Origin of the sequence: Chitinophaga sp. (assembly GCF_036566945.1) — a bacterium.
In the GTDB taxonomy this organism is placed as follows: domain Bacteria; phylum Bacteroidota; class Bacteroidia; order Chitinophagales; family Chitinophagaceae; genus Chitinophaga.
Genome location: NZ_DATCVJ010000276.1, coordinates 1 through 18075, shown reverse-complemented (window position 1 = coordinate 18075; position 18075 = coordinate 1). Strand labels below are relative to the sequence as shown.

The following is an 18075-nucleotide window of genomic DNA, read 5'->3' as shown; positions in this document are numbered from 1 at the left end:
TTCCCGGATTTTTACTTTTTGATTTTATAGGATTTAAAAAAGATTAGCGAAGACTGACGTGGATATCCGCATCTGTCTTCGCTAATCTTTTTTTTAATTCTGAAAAACAAAATCCGGAAAATCATCTACATCAGTATAATCCTGAGTAAGACAAAAAATCACGTTAACCCTGCAAACAGCCGTTCCAGTTTTTCTTTCTGTAGGATCTTTTGCACCTGTATTCCGCTGGCGATCAGTCTTCCACCGGATACGGCTTCGTAACTGCAGGTAATTTCATGATGATGTATATGGGTGATGGTAGCGGTAAATGTTACTTCGGCGCCTACCAGAGCGGGCGACAGATGGTCTATCGTGAGCTTGCTGCCTATGCCTTCTTCGGTATCGTCTTTCATTTCCAGTACAAACAAACGGCAGCACCATTCTGCATCTCTTGCCAATGCAAAGGTGGCATAAACAGGATGTACGTTGCCGCTGTCGAAGCTGGCGCAATCTTCTGTACGGACAATGCGGCTGAAATGCCTGGTATCACCGGGTTTAAAGAGATGCTGCATAAGCAGGTGTGTTGAATGTAGAAAAGAAGGTATGTTGCGGGTACACCTATCATGTACCCGCTATAAGTGGCTGCTTAATCCTTTGTTTTTCCTGCTTCCTGGTACCACTGTACCACCAGTACCGGCACTTTTACCTGGTGCCTTACCTGGTTGGCCGTTTCTCCATACAGCCAGTCTTTGAACCCTTTATGTCCATGTCCGCCGAGCACGAGGAAATCGGCTTTTTCTTCTTGTACGATGCGGGCAATTTCCCGGGCACGTCTGCGAAAACCGAGTACGCCTTTGGCGGTGATATTACGGCTTTTCAGCAGTGCCAGATAGGTGTCCAGCTGTTCCTGATCACGGCGTGTTTCGAGGTCATCGGAATCATGGCCGAAGTATTTGGCGGAGGCGCTTTCTACAATATGAATAAGTATATACTCCGTATGTTCGTTACCGTGAGCAATGGCGTTGGTCACAATTTCACGGTCTTTGGTAGTGAAGTCGAGCGCCATGGCAATGCGGTGGTAAACAGGTTTTTCCATGTCGCCCAGAGATACCTGGGTGGTATGGATACCTGCGGCGGCATCTTCGCGATAGCGTCTGCGCAGCGGATAAATGATGGTGATGAAAAGCAATACGATGAATCCGGCGCAACCTGCCAGTATAAGACCATCTACCAAAATATTTCCTGTGCCGGTCATATAGCCGATGGCTTCAGTAAATACCATCCGCATATTAAGGTACACCAATAAAATGGTGACTGCCCAACTGAAAATTTTGGTGGTAGTAGAGATGGCAAAGATGCCCATGGTTTTTTTATCGCTGACAAAATGAATGAGCGGAATAATGGCAAAGCCCAGTTGCAGACTGAGTAACACCTGACTGAATACCAGCAGGGCGCCTACTTCTTTGTCGCCCGCAATAATGATAGTGAGTAAAGCGGGGATGATGGCGAGCAGCCTGGTAATGAGCCGGCGCAACCAGGGATTGATACGCAGGCGCAGATAGCCTTCCATGACTATTTGTCCTGCGAGGGTACCGGTAACAGTAGAACTTTGTCCGGCGGCAATTAATGCCACGGCAAAGAGTATAGGAGCCAGTTTGCTACCCAGCAGCTGATCCAGTAGCCGGTGTGCGTCTTGTATTTCCGCAACATCTGTACGGCCGCTTTTATAAAATACGGCGGCAGCCAGAATTAGTATGGCGGCATTGACGAGGAATGCGAGGTTAAGGGCAATGGTGCTATCCAGGAAGTTCATGCGGATGGCCTGCTTAATGCCGGCATCATCTCTTTTTATTTTCCTGGTTTGTACCAGGGCAGAATGGAGGTAGAGGTTATGCGGCATCACGGTGGCGCCTATAATACCGATCGCGATATACAGGGCCGTATTATCGGGAATGGAGGGGATGAAGCCTTTCACCACTTCGCCCATTTGTGGCTTCACGAGAATAAGTTCTACCAGGAAAGACGCACCTACAATAGCTACCAAAGAAATGATAAATCCTTCCATTTTACGGATGCCGTATCGTTGCAGGATCAGCAGGAGGAAAGTATCGAGTACGGTAAGACTCACGCCCCATATGAGTGGGAGGCCCGTGAGTAACTGAATACCGATGGCCATACCCAGTACTTCTGCCAGGTCGGTGGCGGCGATGGCAATTTCTGCCAGTACGTATAAAATAAAATTGATAACAGGAGGGTAGGTTTCGCGGTTGGCCTGTGCAAGGTCCCGGCCGCGTACAATGCCCAGGCGGGCGCTGAGACTTTGTAACAGTAAGGCCATCAGGTTACTCATGAGGAGTACCCAAAGTAGTTTATATCCATATTGACTACCGCCGGCCAGATCTGTGGCCCAGTTGCCGGGGTCCATATAGCCTACACTTACCAGGTAGGCCGGCCCAAAGAAGGCAAATATTTTTTTCCATTTGGATTTTCCACTGGTTTCTACACTCTGATGTACCTCACTTAACGATGCTGATGAATGTGTGTGTTCGATGCTCATAGTATTGGAATTACGAATTACGAATTACGAATTACGGATTTGTGGGTAGATTTGCGCGTCTATTGTCTTCCCGTAATTCGTAATTTGTAATTCATTTAAACGGGTCTTACCATAATGTGTTTAGCTACCTGTTCACTAATGGTGATCGCCGGCTGTTGTTTCAGTTTTATTTCAATAGAGTTGTCGTATTCGTAATGCGCTATAATTTCCAGTTGGGTGCCCAGTTTAATGCCTTTGGCATTGAGGTAGGCGAGGAGGGCCGTTGATTGGTCGGTAACAGCTGTTACTACCAGTCTTTTGGCATTGGCCTGATCCAGCGAGGTTTGTGGTCGTGGTTTGGCCAATTTACCGTTGGCATCCGGAATAGGGTCACCATGTGGGTCTATCACGGGATTGCCCAGGAAGTCACTGAGCCGGTTGGTGAGCTTTTCACTGCGCACATGTTCCAGTTCTTCCGCCAGTTCATGTACCTCTTCCCAGCTGAAAGACAGTTTATCTACCAGGAAGCATTCCCACAGGCGATGACGTCTTACAATTTGTAATGCTGCTTTTCTGCCTTCGGGAGATAGGATAATACCCTGGTATTTTTCATATTCGATCAGCTTTTTCTCTTTCAGCTTTTTTGCCATGTCTGTTACCGATGCCGGTTTGGTGTCCAGCTCATAGGCCAGGGCATTTGTACTGACTGCAACATCGCCTTCCTGTAGTTTATAAATGGACTTGATATAGTTTTCCTCTGCCACCGATAAATTCATGCTATCTAAAATATTATTTAGACAAATCTAAATAATAAATCTGAACTTTTTCCTATCCGGTATGTTTTTTGATTTTTAGCGCTCACATATAAAAATTATATCTAACTTTTCGCCCAGAACTAACTTTTCTAATGAAGCGTTTCCTTTTATTATTACTGGCAATTGGTGTTTTAGCAGCCTGCAAATCGAAAAAGAAATCAGGTGGCGGTGATGAGCCGATGACATTTGAAGACTTCCAGGCATTATTTACGCCTGGCACGCTGCCATATAAGCTCTCGGCAGATACGCTGCAGCTGAAAACAGCTGACTCCCTGTCGCTGGACACCGCGGCCATGCGGTTTTTAACAGATACATTGACCAAAGGGGATTTCTCCAAAAGTGAACGGGTAGGCTACTTTCCACTGCAATGGATTCCTGGTAACCCGGTGAATTACGTGGTGGTAAAAGCGGTGGGAAGATCGCAGTCAGTAGGTTATATCTGTTTCCTGGACAAGAAAGGGAAATACCTGAACCGCATCCGTGTAGCCAATACCGGTAGCCCCGATGGAACCTTGATGTCGTTGCAGCTGGACAGCAAGAATGTGATTAAGATCAGCAGTGAGAAAAGGCTCTCCGACAGCCGCAGCGCGCTGAAAGAGGATTTTTATATGGTGAATGCAGATGGCAGCGTGACGCTCATTATGACTAACTCTAATGGCCCAACGAATGCCGGACAGATCTTCAATCCCATTGATACCCTGCCCCGCAAGAATAAATTTTCCGGTGATTATACTTCCGGTGATATGAATATTGTGTCTATCCGGGATGGAGAAGATGGAAAATCCTTCCAGTTCTTTATCACTTTCACAAAGGATAATGGCAACTGCAAAGGAGAATTGAGCGGTAAAGGTCATTATTTAGCTGGTAACAGGGGAGAGTATAAAGACAAAGAATCTTCCTGCGGTATTGCTTTTCAGTTTTCTGCCGGTCGCGTAAACATCCGTGAAATTGGCGGCTGTGGCGCATACAGAGGCATCAAATGTTTCTTTGAAGGCGGATTTACGAAGAAAGCCGAAAAGAAGAAAAAGAAGTAAGCGATGGCTGATAAACGGATAATATTTCCAACAGGGCTGACCGTTAAAGGTGGGCCCTGTTTTATTTTGGGCATGCAAGTCATTGGGCGGCGACCGGCAAATGGGTGGGGAGCCAGGTACGGTAGTGGAGGGGCCGACATAGCCGCAAAAGGATGAAGAATCCGGATCTGTATCATTGTCCCCAACTTCCGCATTTACATTTTTAACCGGTTCTTTTTCATCTTCCTAAACAGTTGTCTTACCTGCACATTATTGATGCAAAATATATGTAAGTGCAAAATCGTGCGCACTTTTTTATGGCGTGAAATTGAATTTTTATTTTTTCTGAAATAGCTGTTGGTAAAGGGGTTAATGCCTGTCGGGTGAAGTTCGCTCACTTCCTTTTTTTCTCTTTTTTCAAAAAATATTTGGTAGAATAAGAATAGTTTATACCTTTGCAATCCCATCGAACAAAAGGGACGATCGGTAAGAAACAAAAAGGGAGCTTAGCTCAGCTGGTTCAGAGCATCTGCCTTACAAGCAGAGGGTCACTGGTTCGAATCCAGTAGCTCCCACACTACACACAAATTGAAAAGGTCCTGCAGAAATGCGGGACCTTTTTAGCTTTTAGCAGTTAGCTATTAGCTTTTAGCAAAAATGCAGCGGAGATATTAGCGGAAAGTATTTTACTACTCCGTTTTTATCTCCGCTGCATTTATTATTCGCTGCATTTTGCTAAAAGCTAAAAGCTAAAAGCTAATAGCTAATAGCTACTTCTTAAATATCCTCTTCACGGCTTTACCCAGTTTATTCAGATTCGCAATTTGTTCCTGAATAGGCGCCAGCGTCAGATCTTCCGGTTGCAGCCCCGCTTCCAGGGAGTTAAATTCCCTTTGTTCCGGATATAAGAGGATCACATTATTATCTTTAAAATGACGTTCTAATTTAGCCGGAATGCCATCCATGTACGCATGATAGGAGAGCGTGCTTTTACGGGCGGTGATCACCACTACGAGGTCGTCGCGGGTAATTTCTCTGGATAGAATCAGGAAATCTTCTATGGTATCAAACTGACGGAAGCTGAGGTCTACACTCATTTTGGATTTTTCCGCAAAGGCTTCTGTAATGGTTTGTGTTTTGGCATTACAAAATACCAATAGCCTGGCGCCCGCCTGTTTGGCCAGCATAAACATTTTTTGCAGGTAATGCAGGAAGCCCAGTTCGTACTCGGCATTGGGCGGCATTACCAGCACCATTTTTTTAGTGGTATTGAGTGGGGAATGAAAGTTACATACATATACAGTTTCCCACACGCGCTGCAAAACGTTATCGAGTGTAGTACCAAAGATGTTGCCCAGCCAGCGGTCGGTGGTGCTGGTCCGGTCTGTCCAGCCCAATATTACATCACTGATCAGTAATTCTTTGGTGGCGCGGGTAATACCGTCAGATACGTTCAGGTCTACACGGGTTACTACCTGCACACTACTTTCGGTGGCAGCGGCATGAATGACCGCCTTTTCCAGCATTTTATTGGTGAGGTGTATTTTTTCTTTGGCTTCTTCATTATCCTGTACTACGGCCAGCGGATAAATGGGCGTAGAAGCGCTGGTGTCCTTGATCATGACGGCAAAATCCAGCAGTGCTTCAATGCGGTCGGGATTGGACACGGGTACCAATATACGCTCCGGCTGTTCGGGTGCTTCCGGCTTGCTTTCTGCTTCCTGGATGGCCAGCCGGCGACCTGCATTTTCTGTTACAAAAGAACCAACGAGGCAGGTAATCAGGATGAGGATAACGGTACCGTTGAGTACATGTTCATCCACGATGCCCATATTATAGCCAATGAGTATCACAGCGATGGTAGCGGCCGCATGGGCGCTGCTCAAGCCAAATATTACGTTGCGTTGTGTAGGGCTGTATTTAAAACTCAGCTGGGTAAAAAATGCTGCCAGCCATTTGCTGCTGAGTGCCATGATGGTAAGCGCGCCGGCAATAATGAGTGCATCAGGCCCTTTGAGTAATACCCGCAGATCCACCAGCATGCCCACGCTGATCAGGAAAAATGGAATAAACAGGGCATTGCCTACAAATTCAATACGGTTCATTAACGGGGAGGTGTGTGGTATCAGCTGGTTCAGTGCCAGCCCGGCCAGAAACGCGCCTATAATACCTTCTACGCCCGCCAGCTCGGCTAAAAATGCAGCAGCGAATACCAATGCCAGCACAAATATGAAATGAGAGGTTTTATCGTCCTTTATTTTCTTAAAAAACCACCTGCCAAGCATTGGCATCAGCCAGAGGATAATAACGGCAAAAATGGTCAGGGAAATGCCCAAACGCACCCAGAAATAAGTATTCAGGTTGCCCGCCTGCGCCCCGGTGATGATGGCCAGTATGAGTAATACGGCCGTATCGGTGATAATTGTGCCGCCTACGGCTACGGTAACCGCCTCGTTTTTAGTGATCCCCAGCCTGCTGGCCAGCGGATAAGCCACCAGTGTATGGGTGGCAAACATGCTGGAAACCAGCAGCGTAGCCATAAAATTGAAATGTAACACATACGTACATACCACAAATCCCATGATCAGCGGTATGAAAAAAGTAAAGGCCCCGAACACCATACTGCGGTAGCGATTCTTGCGAAACTCCGTCATGTCCAGTTCCAGGCCCGCCAGGAACATGATATATAGTAATCCTGCTTTGGCAAAGAGGTCAATACTGCCCTTTTCAATGATTTTGAAGCCATGGTCTCCTATCAGCATGCCCGCTATAATCAACCCTATAATACTCGGTATCCTCAGCTTACGCAGGAGAATAGGCGCCAGCAGTATTATAAACAATACCAGCGAAAAGATCGGTACAGGATCTTTCAGCGGTAAATTCGTATCCATCAGTAAAACCAGTCCTTTCATTATAACCATTTTTTGTATTCCAAAATCAGTAACTCCAGCTTTAAATATGGATAAATTAACGAATAATCCATGTAATTTTGTGTAAAGCTTTTTTAAAAGATGAGCGATCGTACAAGTACAAAAGGATTACCCGAGGAAGAGGTAGACGTGCTGGTAGCGGAAGATGAACAATATCCGTTTAGCCTGGTAGTCTGGAATGATGAGGTAAATACATTTGATTGGGTCATATCTTCCCTGATGGAGGTTTGCGGACATACACATGAGCAGGCAGAACAATGCGCCCTGATCATTCATTTCAATGGGAAATATGCCGTGAAACAGGGAGAATACACCAAACTGCGCCCTTTATGTGAAGCTTTGCAGGAAAGAGGGCTGAGTGTTACAATTGAAGAAATGGCAGGTAGCTGATCCCGGATATGTCCGTTTTTCGCCTTAACAAACAATTAATATTTCCTCCTGTACAGCTCTCTGAGCCAGACGGTTTACTTGCTGTGGGTGGTGATTTATCTGTAGATAGATTGTTACTGGCCTATCGCTCTGGTATTTTCCCCTGGTATGATGAACCACCTATCCTGTGGTGGAGTCCAGATCCCCGCTTCGTATTATTCCCCGATGAACTGAAAGTATCTGCCAGCATGAAACAGGTGCTGCGCAAACAACTATTCCGTATTTCCTTCAATGAAAATTTTGCCGCTGTAATAGCCCGCTGCAGCAGCATTCCACGCGAGGGCCAAACCGGCACCTGGATTACGCCTGAAATGCAGGCGGCCTATATCCGTTTACACAAAGCCGGTTATGCCATGTCGGTAGAATGTTGGCAGAACGATCAGTTGGTAGGCGGCCTCTATGGCGTCAAAACCGGCGCTTTCTTCTTTGGGGAATCGATGTTTGCGGATGTGAGTAATGCATCTAAAGCAGCCTTTATCACCTTTGTGCAAACTTATGCACATGAATTAAAAATGATCGATTGCCAGGTACACACCACCCATCTGGCCTCTTTGGGCGCTGGTTTTATTACCCGCGAAGAATTTCTGGAGATCATCGGTTTTTCGTAACTTACCTGACTACTTATCAACTCCAAGTTTTTCTGGCACTTAAATTTATCCACGATGAAAAAATTATGGCTGTTGCTGTCCGTTGCAACGTTTACCGGCTTTATAGCTCCGGGTCCTGCTGTGAAAACAGTAAAGGAAGATAAAACACTACTCATTAACCAACTGCAGCAAACCAAAGACAATCTCCTGAAAGATGTTCAGGGACTCACGGATGCACAGCTGGAATACAAAACAGCGCCCGATCGCTGGTCAGTGATTGAATGTGTAGAGCATATTACACTGATAGAAAAAGCTATTGTGGATGGAGAGCAGCACCTGGTGCAGCAACCCGCCAATCCTGACAAAAGGAAGGAAATAAAAACTACGGATGAACAGATCATCAAGAATGTGGAAGACCGCAGCCATAAGGTGAAAGCGCCGGAATACGGAATACCTAAACACAACTACTCTTCCAACGCAGAAGCCATTAAGAATTTTACAGAATCCAGGGATAAGCTCATTGAATACGTGACCAATACGAATGATGACCTGCGTAATCATGTGATGGATCATCCGGTATTAGGCCCCATTGATGCGTATCAGCTCTTATTGCTGGATGCTGCGCATACCAACAGGCATACGCAACAGCTGGAAGAAGTGAAGGCAGATCCGGGATTCCCGAAGTAAGCGGAAAGCAGAAGGCAAAAAGCAGAAAGCTATTGAAGCGAATGATCAGGGAAGTATAATTTCCGCTCTGTTCATTCGCTTCAATAGCTTTTTGCTTTCTGCGTTAAGCCTTCAGCTTTACCGCAATTCCCAGTCTATAATCTGATTATGCCATTCCTGACGGAAAGGCGTGGTTACTTTCACATAGTTATCTGTGTAACCTTCCATCATACCGTCTTTACCCAGTGATTCAAACAATACTTTCCTCGTTTCACCGAGGTGTTGTTCGTTGAAGAACTGTTGTTTTTTATGACTGAGGTTACGCAGCATTTTGTTGCGTTCATTACGGATGTGGACAGGTACTACCGGTTTTATTTCCAGTGCATGTGTATTGGCGCGTTCAGAGTAGGTGAACACATGGAGATAAGATACATCCAGTTCATTCAGGAAGTCGTACGTTTCCCGGAAGTGTGCATCACTTTCGGAAGGAAAACCTACGATCACGTCTACGCCTATGGCGCAGTGTGGCATGAATTGTTTGATCAGTGCTACTTTTTCTGCGTATAGTTCACGGCGATAGCGGCGGCGCATGAGGCCGAGGATATCATTGCTGCCGCTTTGTAACGGAATATGAAAATGAGGCATAAACTTACGGCTGTTCGCCACAAATTCGATGATCTCATTCGTCAGCAGATTTGGTTCTATAGAAGAGATGCGGTAGCGGGAAATGCCTGCTACGTTATCTAATGCCTGTGCCAGTTCAAAAAATGATTCTTCTCGTTTCTTGCCGCCTTCAAAGCCTTTTCCGAAATCACCGAGGTTTACACCGGTGAGTACAATTTCTTTTACGCCGGTAGCAGCCAGTGTATGGGCATGTTCCACCACATTGGCAACACTATCACTGCGGCTTTTACCTCTGGCCATGGGAATGGTGCAGAAAGCGCAGGTATAGTCACAGCCATCCTGTACTTTCAGGAAAGTACGGGTGCGGTCGTTCAGGGAATAAGAAGCATGAAAACTATTGACGTCCTCAATGTCGCAGGAGCAGATTTTGGTGCTGTCTCCCTTGGTGAGTGTTTTGAGGTGTGCTGCGATATTAAATTTTTCAGCTGCGCCTAATACCAGGTCCACGCCTTCTATGGAGGCAATTTCTTCCGGTTTCAGCTGGGCATAGCAACCGGTAATGACTACCATGCTACCCGGTGCGCGGCGCTGTATGCGGCGTACCAGCATACGGCATTCCTTATCAGCATTGTCTGTTACCGAACAGGTATTGATAACATATACATCTGCTGTATTATCAAATTCCGTTTTTACAAACCCATCCTGTTCCAGCAACCTGCTCAAAGTGGAGGTTTCTGAAAAATTCAGCTTACAGCCGAGTGTATGAAATGCTACTGTTTTTACCTGTTCCATAAAGGGAGGCAAAGGTAGGAACTTTTTATGTCATAGTTAGGTAAGGAATTTTGACTATTTTGCGCGGCGTTCTATTGTTTTATGAAGTCCATGCAAAAATATCTTCCGGTTTTACTCTTATCACTATTGCTGCTGGCCGGCTGGCATCAGCGGTGGTGGAAGGACTCCGATGTACCCCCAGCTCCTGGTAGCAGGCCGGTAGTTGCCCGCGGAGCTGTTAGTCAGCCCGCCATTGCCGGAGAAACCATTAACCGGCACGCTCACCTGGAATATACTAAGCATGCCATTTGTCGGATGGGTTGCCGCCAGGTGACAAAGGCAGAGGTGCTGGAAATTCTGGCAGCCGGCGAAATTAACGCCGAAAAATCCAATCCTGCTGACCGCCCATGCCCAACCTACGCACTGGAGGGATATTCCAGCGAAGGACAACACCTGCGGGTCGTTTTCGCCCCTTGCGATAAAGAAAATGCCAAAGTTATCACTTGTATAGACCTGGATAAAGACTGGAGTTGTAATTGCGAGTGAGCGAAAAGCCGAAAGCAAAAAGCAAAAAGCAAAAAGCTATTGAAGCGAATGACCTAAGCGATATTGACTTTTCGCTTTAATCATTCGCTTCAATAGCTTTTTGCTTTTTGCTTTCCGCTTTCTGCTTTCCTCATTTTGTCGTAGTTTTCCGCCATAATTGAGAGGCGTTTATGAATTTTCTATTGAAGCCGTTGCGTGTTATTTATGTGATATACGCCGCTGCCACTTTCCTGGGAATTATGTTTTTAATATTACCGCCCATTTTCCTGGCCTCTTTACTGGGCAGGCAGAAGGGTGGAAACATTATCTTTTATTTCCTGCGTTTCTGGGCCCATACCTGGTTTCCGCTGGTAGGCATGTGGGTAACCCGTAAGTATGAATGTGAACGCGACAACGATCCCTGTATTTATGTGGTGAACCACCGCTCTTACCTGGATGCGGCCATCGCGGTAAAAGTAATGCGCCTCCCTTTCCGTCCTTTGGGGAAAGTGGAAATGTCTAAGATTCCTTTTTTCGGATTTATCTATAAAAATTCAGTGGTACCGGTAGATCGCTCCAATGCAGCTGCCAGAGCCAGAAGTGTACGTGAAATGATGACGGCGCTGAAAGCCGGTATTTCGATACTCGTATTTCCGGAAGGCACTACGAACGAAAGTGATCAGCCCCTGCGGCCTTTTCACAACGGCGCTTTCCGTATGGCCATTGAATTACAGATGCCTATTAAGCCGGTGCTGTACCTGGATGCAGGCCACCGCTTACCGCATAAAGGCCCTATGCACATCAGCCCGGGCAAATGCCGCGTGGTATTCCTGCCGGCTATCCCCGTAAAAGGAATGACACTGGAAGATATTAATACCCTCAAACAACAGGTGTTTGATGTAATGGACACCGAATTACGCAAGTATCATAAATATCCAACCCTGCAGCCGATAGGATGAAGTACGCAGATGTAATATTGCCATTGGCTTTACCCAGAAACTATACATACGCTGTGCCTGAAAACATGGAATCCGCCCTCAAAGTCGGAAGTCGTGTAGCAGTACAACTGGGTAAACAAAAGAAATATGCCGGCATTGTAAAAACAATATCCGAACAGGCGCCTCCCTATAAAACAAAGCCCCTGCTGGATATGCTGGATGCAGAGCCTGTCGTATATCCTACACAGTTAGCCTTCTGGACCTGGGTGGCCTCCTATTATATGTGCACCGAAGGAGAGGTGCTGAATGCTGCTTTGCCCGCTCACCTCAAGCTTTCCAGCGAAACATTGCTGTTATTCAACGATGCCTATGGCGATGATTTTACTGCACTGGATGATGACGAATACCTCATCGCAGAAGCATTGCATATCCGCAAAGAACTGCGTATTGAAGAAGTCCAGATGATCCTCGATAAATCAGAAGTATACTCTGTCATCAAAAAACTGATAGAGAAAAAAGTACTGCTGGTATATGAAGAGTTAAAAGAAGTATATAGAGAAAAGAAAGAAAATTATGTGCAACTGCACGCCGAATACCAGGAAGAAGCGCAACTGGCGGCACTGTTCAATGATATGGGCCGCGCACCCAAACAAATGGAACTGCTGCTGGCCTACCTTCATTTACTGAAAACACAAGGCAGCGTATTACAAAACGAATTACTCAAAAAGTCCGGTGCTACTACGGCACAACTGAAAGGACTGGTAGATAAAAATATTCTCTGGGTAGAAAAACGCACGGTAGATCGTATCCCCACCGGTAAGGTAGATACACAGATCGACTTTGACCTGAGCCCGGCGCAGGAAACAGCACTCGCGGAAGTACGTACCCACTTTAAAGAAAAACAGGTAACACTGTTGCATGGCGTCACTTCCAGCGGTAAAACACAGGTATATGTGAAGATGATGGAAGAATGTCTGGCTACCGGAAAACAAGTCCTCTACCTGTTGCCTGAAATTGGCCTGACTGCACAAATCATCCGCCGTCTGCAGAAACATTTTGGCAGCAGTATTGGCATCTATCACTCCCGTTTTAATAATAACGAACGGGTGGAAATATGGAACAAGGTAAAAAATGGGGAGATACAAATCATACTGGGCGCACGGTCCAGCTTGTTGCTGCCGTTTAAAGACCTGGGTCTGATCATCCTCGATGAAGAACATGATTCTTCCTACAAACAACAGGACCCTGCTCCCCGCTACCATGCAAGAGATGCGGCGATTTATTATGCAGGCCTGTTCAAAGCTAAAGTGCTGCTGGGTTCCGCCACACCGTCTCTGGAATCGTATTATAATGCGCAACAGGGGAAGTACGGACTGGTAGAACTGAATGAGCGTTTCGGTGGGGTGGAAATGCCTGCTATTGAAATAGTAGACATCAAAAAGGAAATGGCGGAAAAGACCATGGATGGCAATTTCACGGAAGCGTTGAAGATGGCCATTGGGCAAAGCATGACGGATGGTAAACAGGTGATCCTGTTTCAGAACCGCCGTGGATATGCGCCTTTCCTGCTCTGCACTACCTGCGGTACCATTCCGCATTGCAAGCAATGTGATGTATCACTGACTTATCATCGTAACCAGGATAAGCTTACCTGCCATTACTGCGGTACACGTTATCCATACGTGCATACCTGTGTGGCTTGCGGCTCTCAAACGCTGGAACCTAAAAGTTTTGGTACAGAAAAAATTGAAGATGATCTGCAACTGATTTTTCCGGAAGCCCGTATCGCCCGAATGGACATGGATTCCATCCGGAATAAGGACAGTCATAATAAACTGATCCAGCTGCTGGAGGAACGCAGTATTGATATACTCGTAGGTACCCAGATGGTGGTGAAAGGACTTGATTTTGAAAACGTAAACCTGGTAGGTATCCTGAGCGCGGACAACTTACTGGGCTTTCCCGATTTCCGGGTAAACGAAAGGGCGTTTCAGCTGATGGAGCAGGTGAGTGGCCGTGCCGGTCGTAAACACGGCATGGGTAAAGTATTGATACAGGCCAGCAACACGCGGCATCCGGTGTTGCATTATGTAATGGCACATGATTACAAAGCCATGTATGCCGCTGAAATTGAAGAGAGACAGGTGTTTGGTTATCCTCCGTTTTTCCGTTTACTGAAACTAACGATCCGCCATAAAAATCAGCAGGTAGCGGAGCAGGCCGCCCAGATTCTCGCCAGCTGGCTGCAACCACATATCGCTACACCTTTGGTGGGCCCTGCAGCACCATTGGTAGCCAGGGTACGCAATAACTACCTGCAGGAAATGCTGATTAAACTACCCCGCGAAGCCAGGATGATTGCACATATCAAACAGGTGTTGCAGGAGTTTATCATACAACTGAAAATGGAGAAGAAGTTCCGCTCCGTAGTCATTATACCGGATGTTGATGGCGTATAAAAAACTACTCTTTCACCAGTACCAGGTCCTGCTGTTGCAACTTTTGTATACGCTGTAATATTTGCCCGAATATACTTTTGCTGCTGCCGTATAAGTCGGTTTGCCGGTACCACTCTACAATAAAGATATGTAGCATGTTGCCGTCCTGTTCACACCGCATTTTATAACCCAATGCCGGTTGTGCTCCTTTATCGCTGATATCTGCCGAAAAATCCCCTTTATTATCTACTTTATAACCCGCTGGAATGGGTATGTTGACTCTTTTTTCCTGGTAATAAGGGAAAGACATTTGTACAGGCAAGGCGCCTTCCGGTAGCGGAAGATCTGCGGGCATGGTGCCCCCCAACAGTTGACCAATGTGGATATGGAGTGCTGTATTTTTATTTTCTACGAGAGATGGCGTGTTCAGTGTGCTGTTCAACAACACGGGTTTATCCAGGATGCGGTTATTGAACACCTCATTTTCTGTTTTCACCGCTGTTGGTTTTCTCATGCCCGGCTCAAAGGGTAAGAGGGCATTGTATATTTTAAATTTCCCTTCTGTAGTCTGGCCGGTGTTGCCAAAGGCGGCTTTAATGTTCGCGCCGGTATAGCCCCCAAAAGATTGCTTCACTTCCCAAATCGGTTCTGTGACGGATTGGAGGGTGGCATCCATGGTGATGTTGCTGGAGGTATAGGGTACTATAGGTGTAGTGATGAAGTCGGTGAGTACTTTGCTTTCCTGCCCCATAAGGGTATCGCGGCAGCGGAGGGCGGGGATACCTGCCCATAATGACGGATAGCATGGAAAACGTGTATTCATATCCGTTGGTGCCAGTGCCTGTTGTACGGTAGGGAAATACAGTAATACATTCCGGGCCAGTTGCCTGGTAACCAGCTGACTATCCAGCAATAAGCTATCGCGGGAAGACGTCCACAGCATTTGTGTGGGGATGTTCAGCATATAGTAAACGGCATTCAATAAGCGGACCATGCCCGCTTTTTCTGCACGTCTGCTTTTGAGAATGGAAATAATATCCGCGGTTTCGCCTGTTTCAGCAGGCAGTGTGAGCTGAAAATTTGTTTTTACAAATTGTTCAACCAGGTAAATCATTTGCGTAACGGGCATCCGCTGTTGGGTGAACGGCCACTTCTGCATTTCTTTTTCCAGTTGTTTGTATTCGGCTTTGGACACGGCTACCAGCGGAATATAGCTGTCTTCTCCATACTGTTGCCAGGTGATGCGGGTGGTATCTTTCCCCTCTATGGCCTGATGCAGTGCAAAGTCAATACGTTTGAGCTGCGGGAGGTAATTAAAGAGATCATTGGGTGGCAGGTCTGGTACATTTTGCATATTCAGCTGGTAATAGCGGATATTACCGGCCAGGCTGTCGGTGGGGGCAGGTACACCCGGCGTAGTTTTAAACCGGAATTCCAGCTCCTTAGGGGCTGCCAGCGTGAAGCTTACATGATTGCAGGGAAGTGGTGATTGCAGGAATTCACAGCCTGCATAATCGTATCCCACTTTCAGGCTCAGTTCATATTCCAGTTCGGCGCCTTGCTGCAGTACCAGGTTATTGGCCACCGCAGCTCTGCGGTTGTCGTTCAGCACAATCATCCTGATATGATCATTGAGATCGGTCACTTCTCCGTTTGGCGACAGCATCCGTACGCGGAGGCCGCGCATCCATTCGTCGCGCTCAATCGTCATGATCAGTTGCGTCAGACTATCGGCTGCGGCTTGCGTATTGATCTTGATACTTTTGTAAATCGTTTTATAGTGTGACCAGCTATCGGCTTTGTCCTGCCGGGTTACATTAAAATCCCTTACCAGCCGGTAATCCAGAATCGTATAGGGGTGATCGGTAGTAGTGACCGGATGTAATGCTGGCTTTTCTTTCCATATTTCAGGGAAGTAACTGTTTACCTGTGCCTGTATTGAACAGGGAAGCATTGCAATACCTGCAACAGCCAGAAGAAGGACCCATTTTTTCATACGCGCTAAAGATAAGACTGATTTCCTGGATTTCATGAAGCGCCCATGCTTTGAATGGCATCAGATTCAAAGATACTGACACCTGTATTGGCCTGCTTCGTAGCGGCTATCATGGCATTGGCAACGGTTGCTGCTTTAATACCGCGGTATTTTTTCCATCTCCCCTGTAGTAAAAAATAAAAGAGCTGGATAAGTAATTTTCCCAGCCATTCACCTAAGCGGAACTCATTCCGCGTACCAATTAATACAGATGGTCTGAAAATATATACACCAGTAAACCCCATCGCCTGAACGGCTTCTTCTGTTTCTCCTTTAATCCTTAAATAAAAGGCACGGGAATGTGGATTAGCACCAATGGACGATATCAGTGCCAACTGTGATACACCCTGTTCACGCGCTATCCTGGCGCATTTTACCGGAATGCCATAGTCTACTGCCCTGAATTGTTCCTGGCTACCCGCTTTTTTAATGGTAGTGCCTATGCAGCAAAAAAGCACGTCGCCCTGTAATGCGGCCGCCAGACTTTCTGCATCATCAAAATCCACAATGATACTTTCAAGTCCCGGTCTGGGATGCGCCCATGGCTGCCGGATCAGTATTTTCACTTTGCTGAAGGAAGGGTCTTGCAGCAGCGCGGCCACAAGATGAGTACCCGTTAGTCCTGTAGCACCTATGACAATCGCCGTTTTATTCATGAAAAATGGATTATGAGCTATGGAAATTTCTAATTGATTTGCGGTTATCTTTGCTGACCATAAATTTAGGTTATTATGCAGGTATCAGAAAATGTTCTGCTCAAATCATATAATACTTTTGGTATCGAGGCAACTGCCCGTTATTTCGCGGGTTTTTCTTCCGTAGAAGAACTGCAGGAGTTAACGGCAGCACAACGCGTACAACAGCTACCACAGATGATCCTGGGCGGCGGCAGCAATATCCTGTTTACGCAGGACTTTAATGGTTGGCTGCTGAAGAATGAAATCAAAGGAATCAGCGTGGTAAAAGAAGATAACGACTACGTATATGTGAAAGCAGGAGCCGGCGAAAACTGGCATCAGTTTGTGCAGCATTGCATTGGCCTTCAACTGGCCGGTCTGGAGAACCTGTCGCTGATACCTGGTAATGTAGGCGCCAGTCCTATGCAGAACATTGGCGCTTATGGCGTGGAAATAAAAGATGTGTTTCATGAGCTGGAAGCTTTGCACCTGCAAGACAACCACCGGGTTACATTCAATAATGCCGACTGTCATTTCGGCTACCGGGAAAGTGTTTTCAAAAAAGAATACCGGGGGCAGTTTGCTATCTTATCTGTTACTTATCGTTTGAGCAAGCAGCCACATTTTAATACCAGCTATGGTGCTATCAATGAAGAACTGCAACGGATGAATGTATCTGAGCTGTCAATATCCGCCATCAGCCAGGCGGTGATTAATATCCGATCTTCCAAACTACCCGATCCTGCGAAGATTGGTAATGCCGGCAGCTTCTTTAAAAATCCTACCATCAGTAAAGAACAATACACGGCACTACATGCTGCTTTCCCGCAACTGGTGGCTTACCCCGTAGCCAATGAGCAGTTTAAACTGGCGGCTGGCTGGCTAATAGAACAATGTGGCTGGAAAGGCTACCGTAAAGGTGATGCCGGTGTACATGCCAAACAGGCGCTGGTACTGGTGAATTATGGCCATGCAAAAGGCAACGAAATTTATGATTTATCGCAGGAGATACTGGATAGTGTAGAAGCGAAGTTTGGTGTGTTGCTGGAGCGCGAAGTGAATATTGTTTGAGGAAGCGATTTTTTGTCTTTACCAGGATTATACTGATTTAG

The 18075-nt window shown here is 46.4% G+C and carries 15 protein-coding genes and 1 tRNA gene; 9 read left to right on the top strand and 7 right to left on the bottom strand.

Going from position 1 to position 18075, the window contains the following annotated elements:
* Positions 1-158 precede the first annotated feature (158 nt).
* The 3 genes from VIP81_RS08125 to VIP81_RS08115 form a co-directional block, all read right to left on the bottom strand.
* Positions 159-551, bottom strand: a complete 393-nt coding sequence (locus VIP81_RS08125) for a thioesterase family protein (protein ID WP_331958232.1) — start codon at positions 549-551, stop codon at positions 159-161.
* Positions 552-625: 74 nt separating this feature from the next.
* Positions 626-2536 carry an Nramp family divalent metal transporter gene (locus tag VIP81_RS08120; protein WP_331958230.1) on the bottom strand — a complete coding sequence of 637 codons (1911 nt, stop codon included), beginning with the start codon at positions 2534-2536 and terminating at the stop codon, positions 626-628.
* 95 nt (positions 2537-2631) lie between these two features.
* Complete coding sequence (locus VIP81_RS08115) at positions 2632-3291, bottom strand: metal-dependent transcriptional regulator (protein ID WP_331958228.1); 660 nt, start codon at positions 3289-3291, stop codon at positions 2632-2634.
* Between the two features lie 131 nt (positions 3292-3422).
* On the opposite strand from VIP81_RS08115, the gene VIP81_RS08110 reads away from it, so the two are divergent.
* Positions 3423-4364 carry a hypothetical protein gene (locus VIP81_RS08110; protein WP_331958227.1) on the top strand — a complete coding sequence of 314 codons (942 nt, stop codon included), beginning with the start codon at positions 3423-3425 and terminating at the stop codon, positions 4362-4364.
* Between the two features lie 479 nt (positions 4365-4843).
* Positions 4844-4918, top strand: a tRNA-Val gene (locus VIP81_RS08105).
* Between the two features lie 195 nt (positions 4919-5113).
* Here the strand turns inward: VIP81_RS08105 and VIP81_RS08100 are convergent.
* A complete protein-coding gene (locus VIP81_RS08100) occupies positions 5114-7255 on the bottom strand; it encodes a cation:proton antiporter (RefSeq protein ID WP_331958225.1) in 2142 nt (713 codons plus the stop codon).
* A 99-nt stretch (positions 7256-7354) separates the two neighbouring features.
* Between VIP81_RS08100 and VIP81_RS08095 the strand changes: the two genes are divergently transcribed.
* Genes VIP81_RS08095 through VIP81_RS08085 form a run of 3 tightly spaced genes read left to right on the top strand, consistent with a single transcriptional unit; the run spans position 7355 to position 8976 of the window.
* Complete coding sequence (locus tag VIP81_RS08095; protein ID WP_331958223.1) at positions 7355-7663, top strand: ATP-dependent Clp protease adaptor ClpS; 309 nt, start codon at positions 7355-7357, stop codon at positions 7661-7663.
* Between the two features lie 8 nt (positions 7664-7671).
* Positions 7672-8310, top strand: coding sequence for a leucyl/phenylalanyl-tRNA--protein transferase (aat, locus tag VIP81_RS08090; protein WP_331958221.1), 639 nt, complete (start codon positions 7672-7674; stop codon positions 8308-8310).
* A 54-nt stretch (positions 8311-8364) separates the two neighbouring features.
* Positions 8365-8976 carry a DinB family protein gene (locus tag VIP81_RS08085; protein WP_331958219.1) on the top strand — a complete coding sequence of 204 codons (612 nt, stop codon included), beginning with the start codon at positions 8365-8367 and terminating at the stop codon, positions 8974-8976.
* A gap of 117 nt (positions 8977-9093) precedes the next feature.
* Here VIP81_RS08085 and mtaB read toward each other — a convergent pair whose 3' ends face one another.
* Entirely contained in the window at positions 9094-10383 is a 1290-nt protein-coding gene (gene mtaB / locus VIP81_RS08080) for a tRNA (N(6)-L-threonylcarbamoyladenosine(37)-C(2))-methylthiotransferase MtaB (RefSeq protein ID WP_331958217.1), read from the bottom strand.
* Between the two features lie 78 nt (positions 10384-10461).
* On the opposite strand from mtaB, the gene VIP81_RS08075 reads away from it, so the two are divergent.
* The 3 genes from VIP81_RS08075 (at position 10462) to priA (ending at position 14272) form a co-directional block, all read left to right on the top strand.
* Complete coding sequence (locus VIP81_RS08075) at positions 10462-10896, top strand: DUF4258 domain-containing protein (RefSeq protein WP_331958215.1); 435 nt, start codon at positions 10462-10464, stop codon at positions 10894-10896.
* A gap of 170 nt (positions 10897-11066) precedes the next feature.
* The gene (locus tag VIP81_RS08070; protein WP_331958213.1) at positions 11067-11834 is read left to right on the top strand and encodes a lysophospholipid acyltransferase family protein; all 768 of its coding nucleotides are present in this window, start codon (positions 11067-11069) and stop codon (positions 11832-11834) included.
* Complete coding sequence (gene priA / locus VIP81_RS08065) at positions 11831-14272, top strand: replication restart helicase PriA (protein ID WP_331958211.1); 2442 nt, start codon at positions 11831-11833, stop codon at positions 14270-14272. The genes VIP81_RS08070 and priA overlap by 4 nt, the downstream gene beginning before the upstream one ends.
* A gap of 4 nt (positions 14273-14276) precedes the next feature.
* On the opposite strand, the gene VIP81_RS08060 is transcribed toward priA, so the two are convergent.
* Together VIP81_RS08060 and VIP81_RS08055 are read right to left on the bottom strand one after the other, a co-directional pair.
* Entirely contained in the window at positions 14277-16247 is a 1971-nt protein-coding gene (locus tag VIP81_RS08060) for a DUF3857 domain-containing protein (protein ID WP_331958209.1), read from the bottom strand.
* A 32-nt stretch (positions 16248-16279) separates the two neighbouring features.
* On the bottom strand, positions 16280-16942 hold the full coding sequence (locus VIP81_RS08055) for an oxidoreductase (RefSeq protein WP_331958207.1): 663 nt from the start codon (positions 16940-16942) through the stop codon (positions 16280-16282).
* Positions 16943-17017: 75 nt separating this feature from the next.
* Between VIP81_RS08055 and murB the strand changes: the two genes are divergently transcribed.
* Positions 17018-18034 (top strand): UDP-N-acetylmuramate dehydrogenase, encoded by a 1017-nt coding sequence (murB, locus tag VIP81_RS08050; RefSeq protein WP_331958205.1) that lies wholly within the window; start codon positions 17018-17020, stop codon positions 18032-18034.
* Positions 18035-18075 lie beyond the last annotated feature (41 nt).

Bases quoted from the DNA above. Each gene is read 5' to 3' on its own strand.
- VIP81_RS08125 (WP_331958232.1), bottom strand. From the start codon at position 551: ATGCAGCATCTCTTTAAACCCGGTGATACCAGGCATTTCAGCCGCATT.
- VIP81_RS08120 (WP_331958230.1), bottom strand. From the start codon at position 2,536: ATGAGCATCGAACACACACATTCATCAGCATCGTTAAGTGAGGTACAT.
- VIP81_RS08115 (WP_331958228.1), bottom strand. From the start codon at position 3,291: ATGAATTTATCGGTGGCAGAGGAAAACTATATCAAGTCCATTTATAAA.
- VIP81_RS08110 (WP_331958227.1), top strand. From the start codon at position 3,423: ATGAAGCGTTTCCTTTTATTATTACTGGCAATTGGTGTTTTAGCAGCC.
- VIP81_RS08100 (WP_331958225.1), bottom strand. From the start codon at position 7,255: ATGAAAGGACTGGTTTTACTGATGGATACGAATTTACCGCTGAAAGAT.
- VIP81_RS08095 (WP_331958223.1), top strand. From the start codon at position 7,355: ATGAGCGATCGTACAAGTACAAAAGGATTACCCGAGGAAGAGGTAGAC.
- aat (WP_331958221.1), top strand. From the start codon at position 7,672: ATGTCCGTTTTTCGCCTTAACAAACAATTAATATTTCCTCCTGTACAG.
- VIP81_RS08085 (WP_331958219.1), top strand. From the start codon at position 8,365: ATGAAAAAATTATGGCTGTTGCTGTCCGTTGCAACGTTTACCGGCTTT.
- VIP81_RS08075 (WP_331958215.1), top strand. From the start codon at position 10,462: ATGCAAAAATATCTTCCGGTTTTACTCTTATCACTATTGCTGCTGGCC.
- VIP81_RS08070 (WP_331958213.1), top strand. From the start codon at position 11,067: ATGAATTTTCTATTGAAGCCGTTGCGTGTTATTTATGTGATATACGCC.
- priA (WP_331958211.1), top strand. From the start codon at position 11,831: ATGAAGTACGCAGATGTAATATTGCCATTGGCTTTACCCAGAAACTAT.
- VIP81_RS08060 (WP_331958209.1), bottom strand. From the start codon at position 16,247: ATGAAAAAATGGGTCCTTCTTCTGGCTGTTGCAGGTATTGCAATGCTT.
- VIP81_RS08055 (WP_331958207.1), bottom strand. From the start codon at position 16,942: ATGAATAAAACGGCGATTGTCATAGGTGCTACAGGACTAACGGGTACT.
- murB (WP_331958205.1), top strand. From the start codon at position 17,018: ATGCAGGTATCAGAAAATGTTCTGCTCAAATCATATAATACTTTTGGT.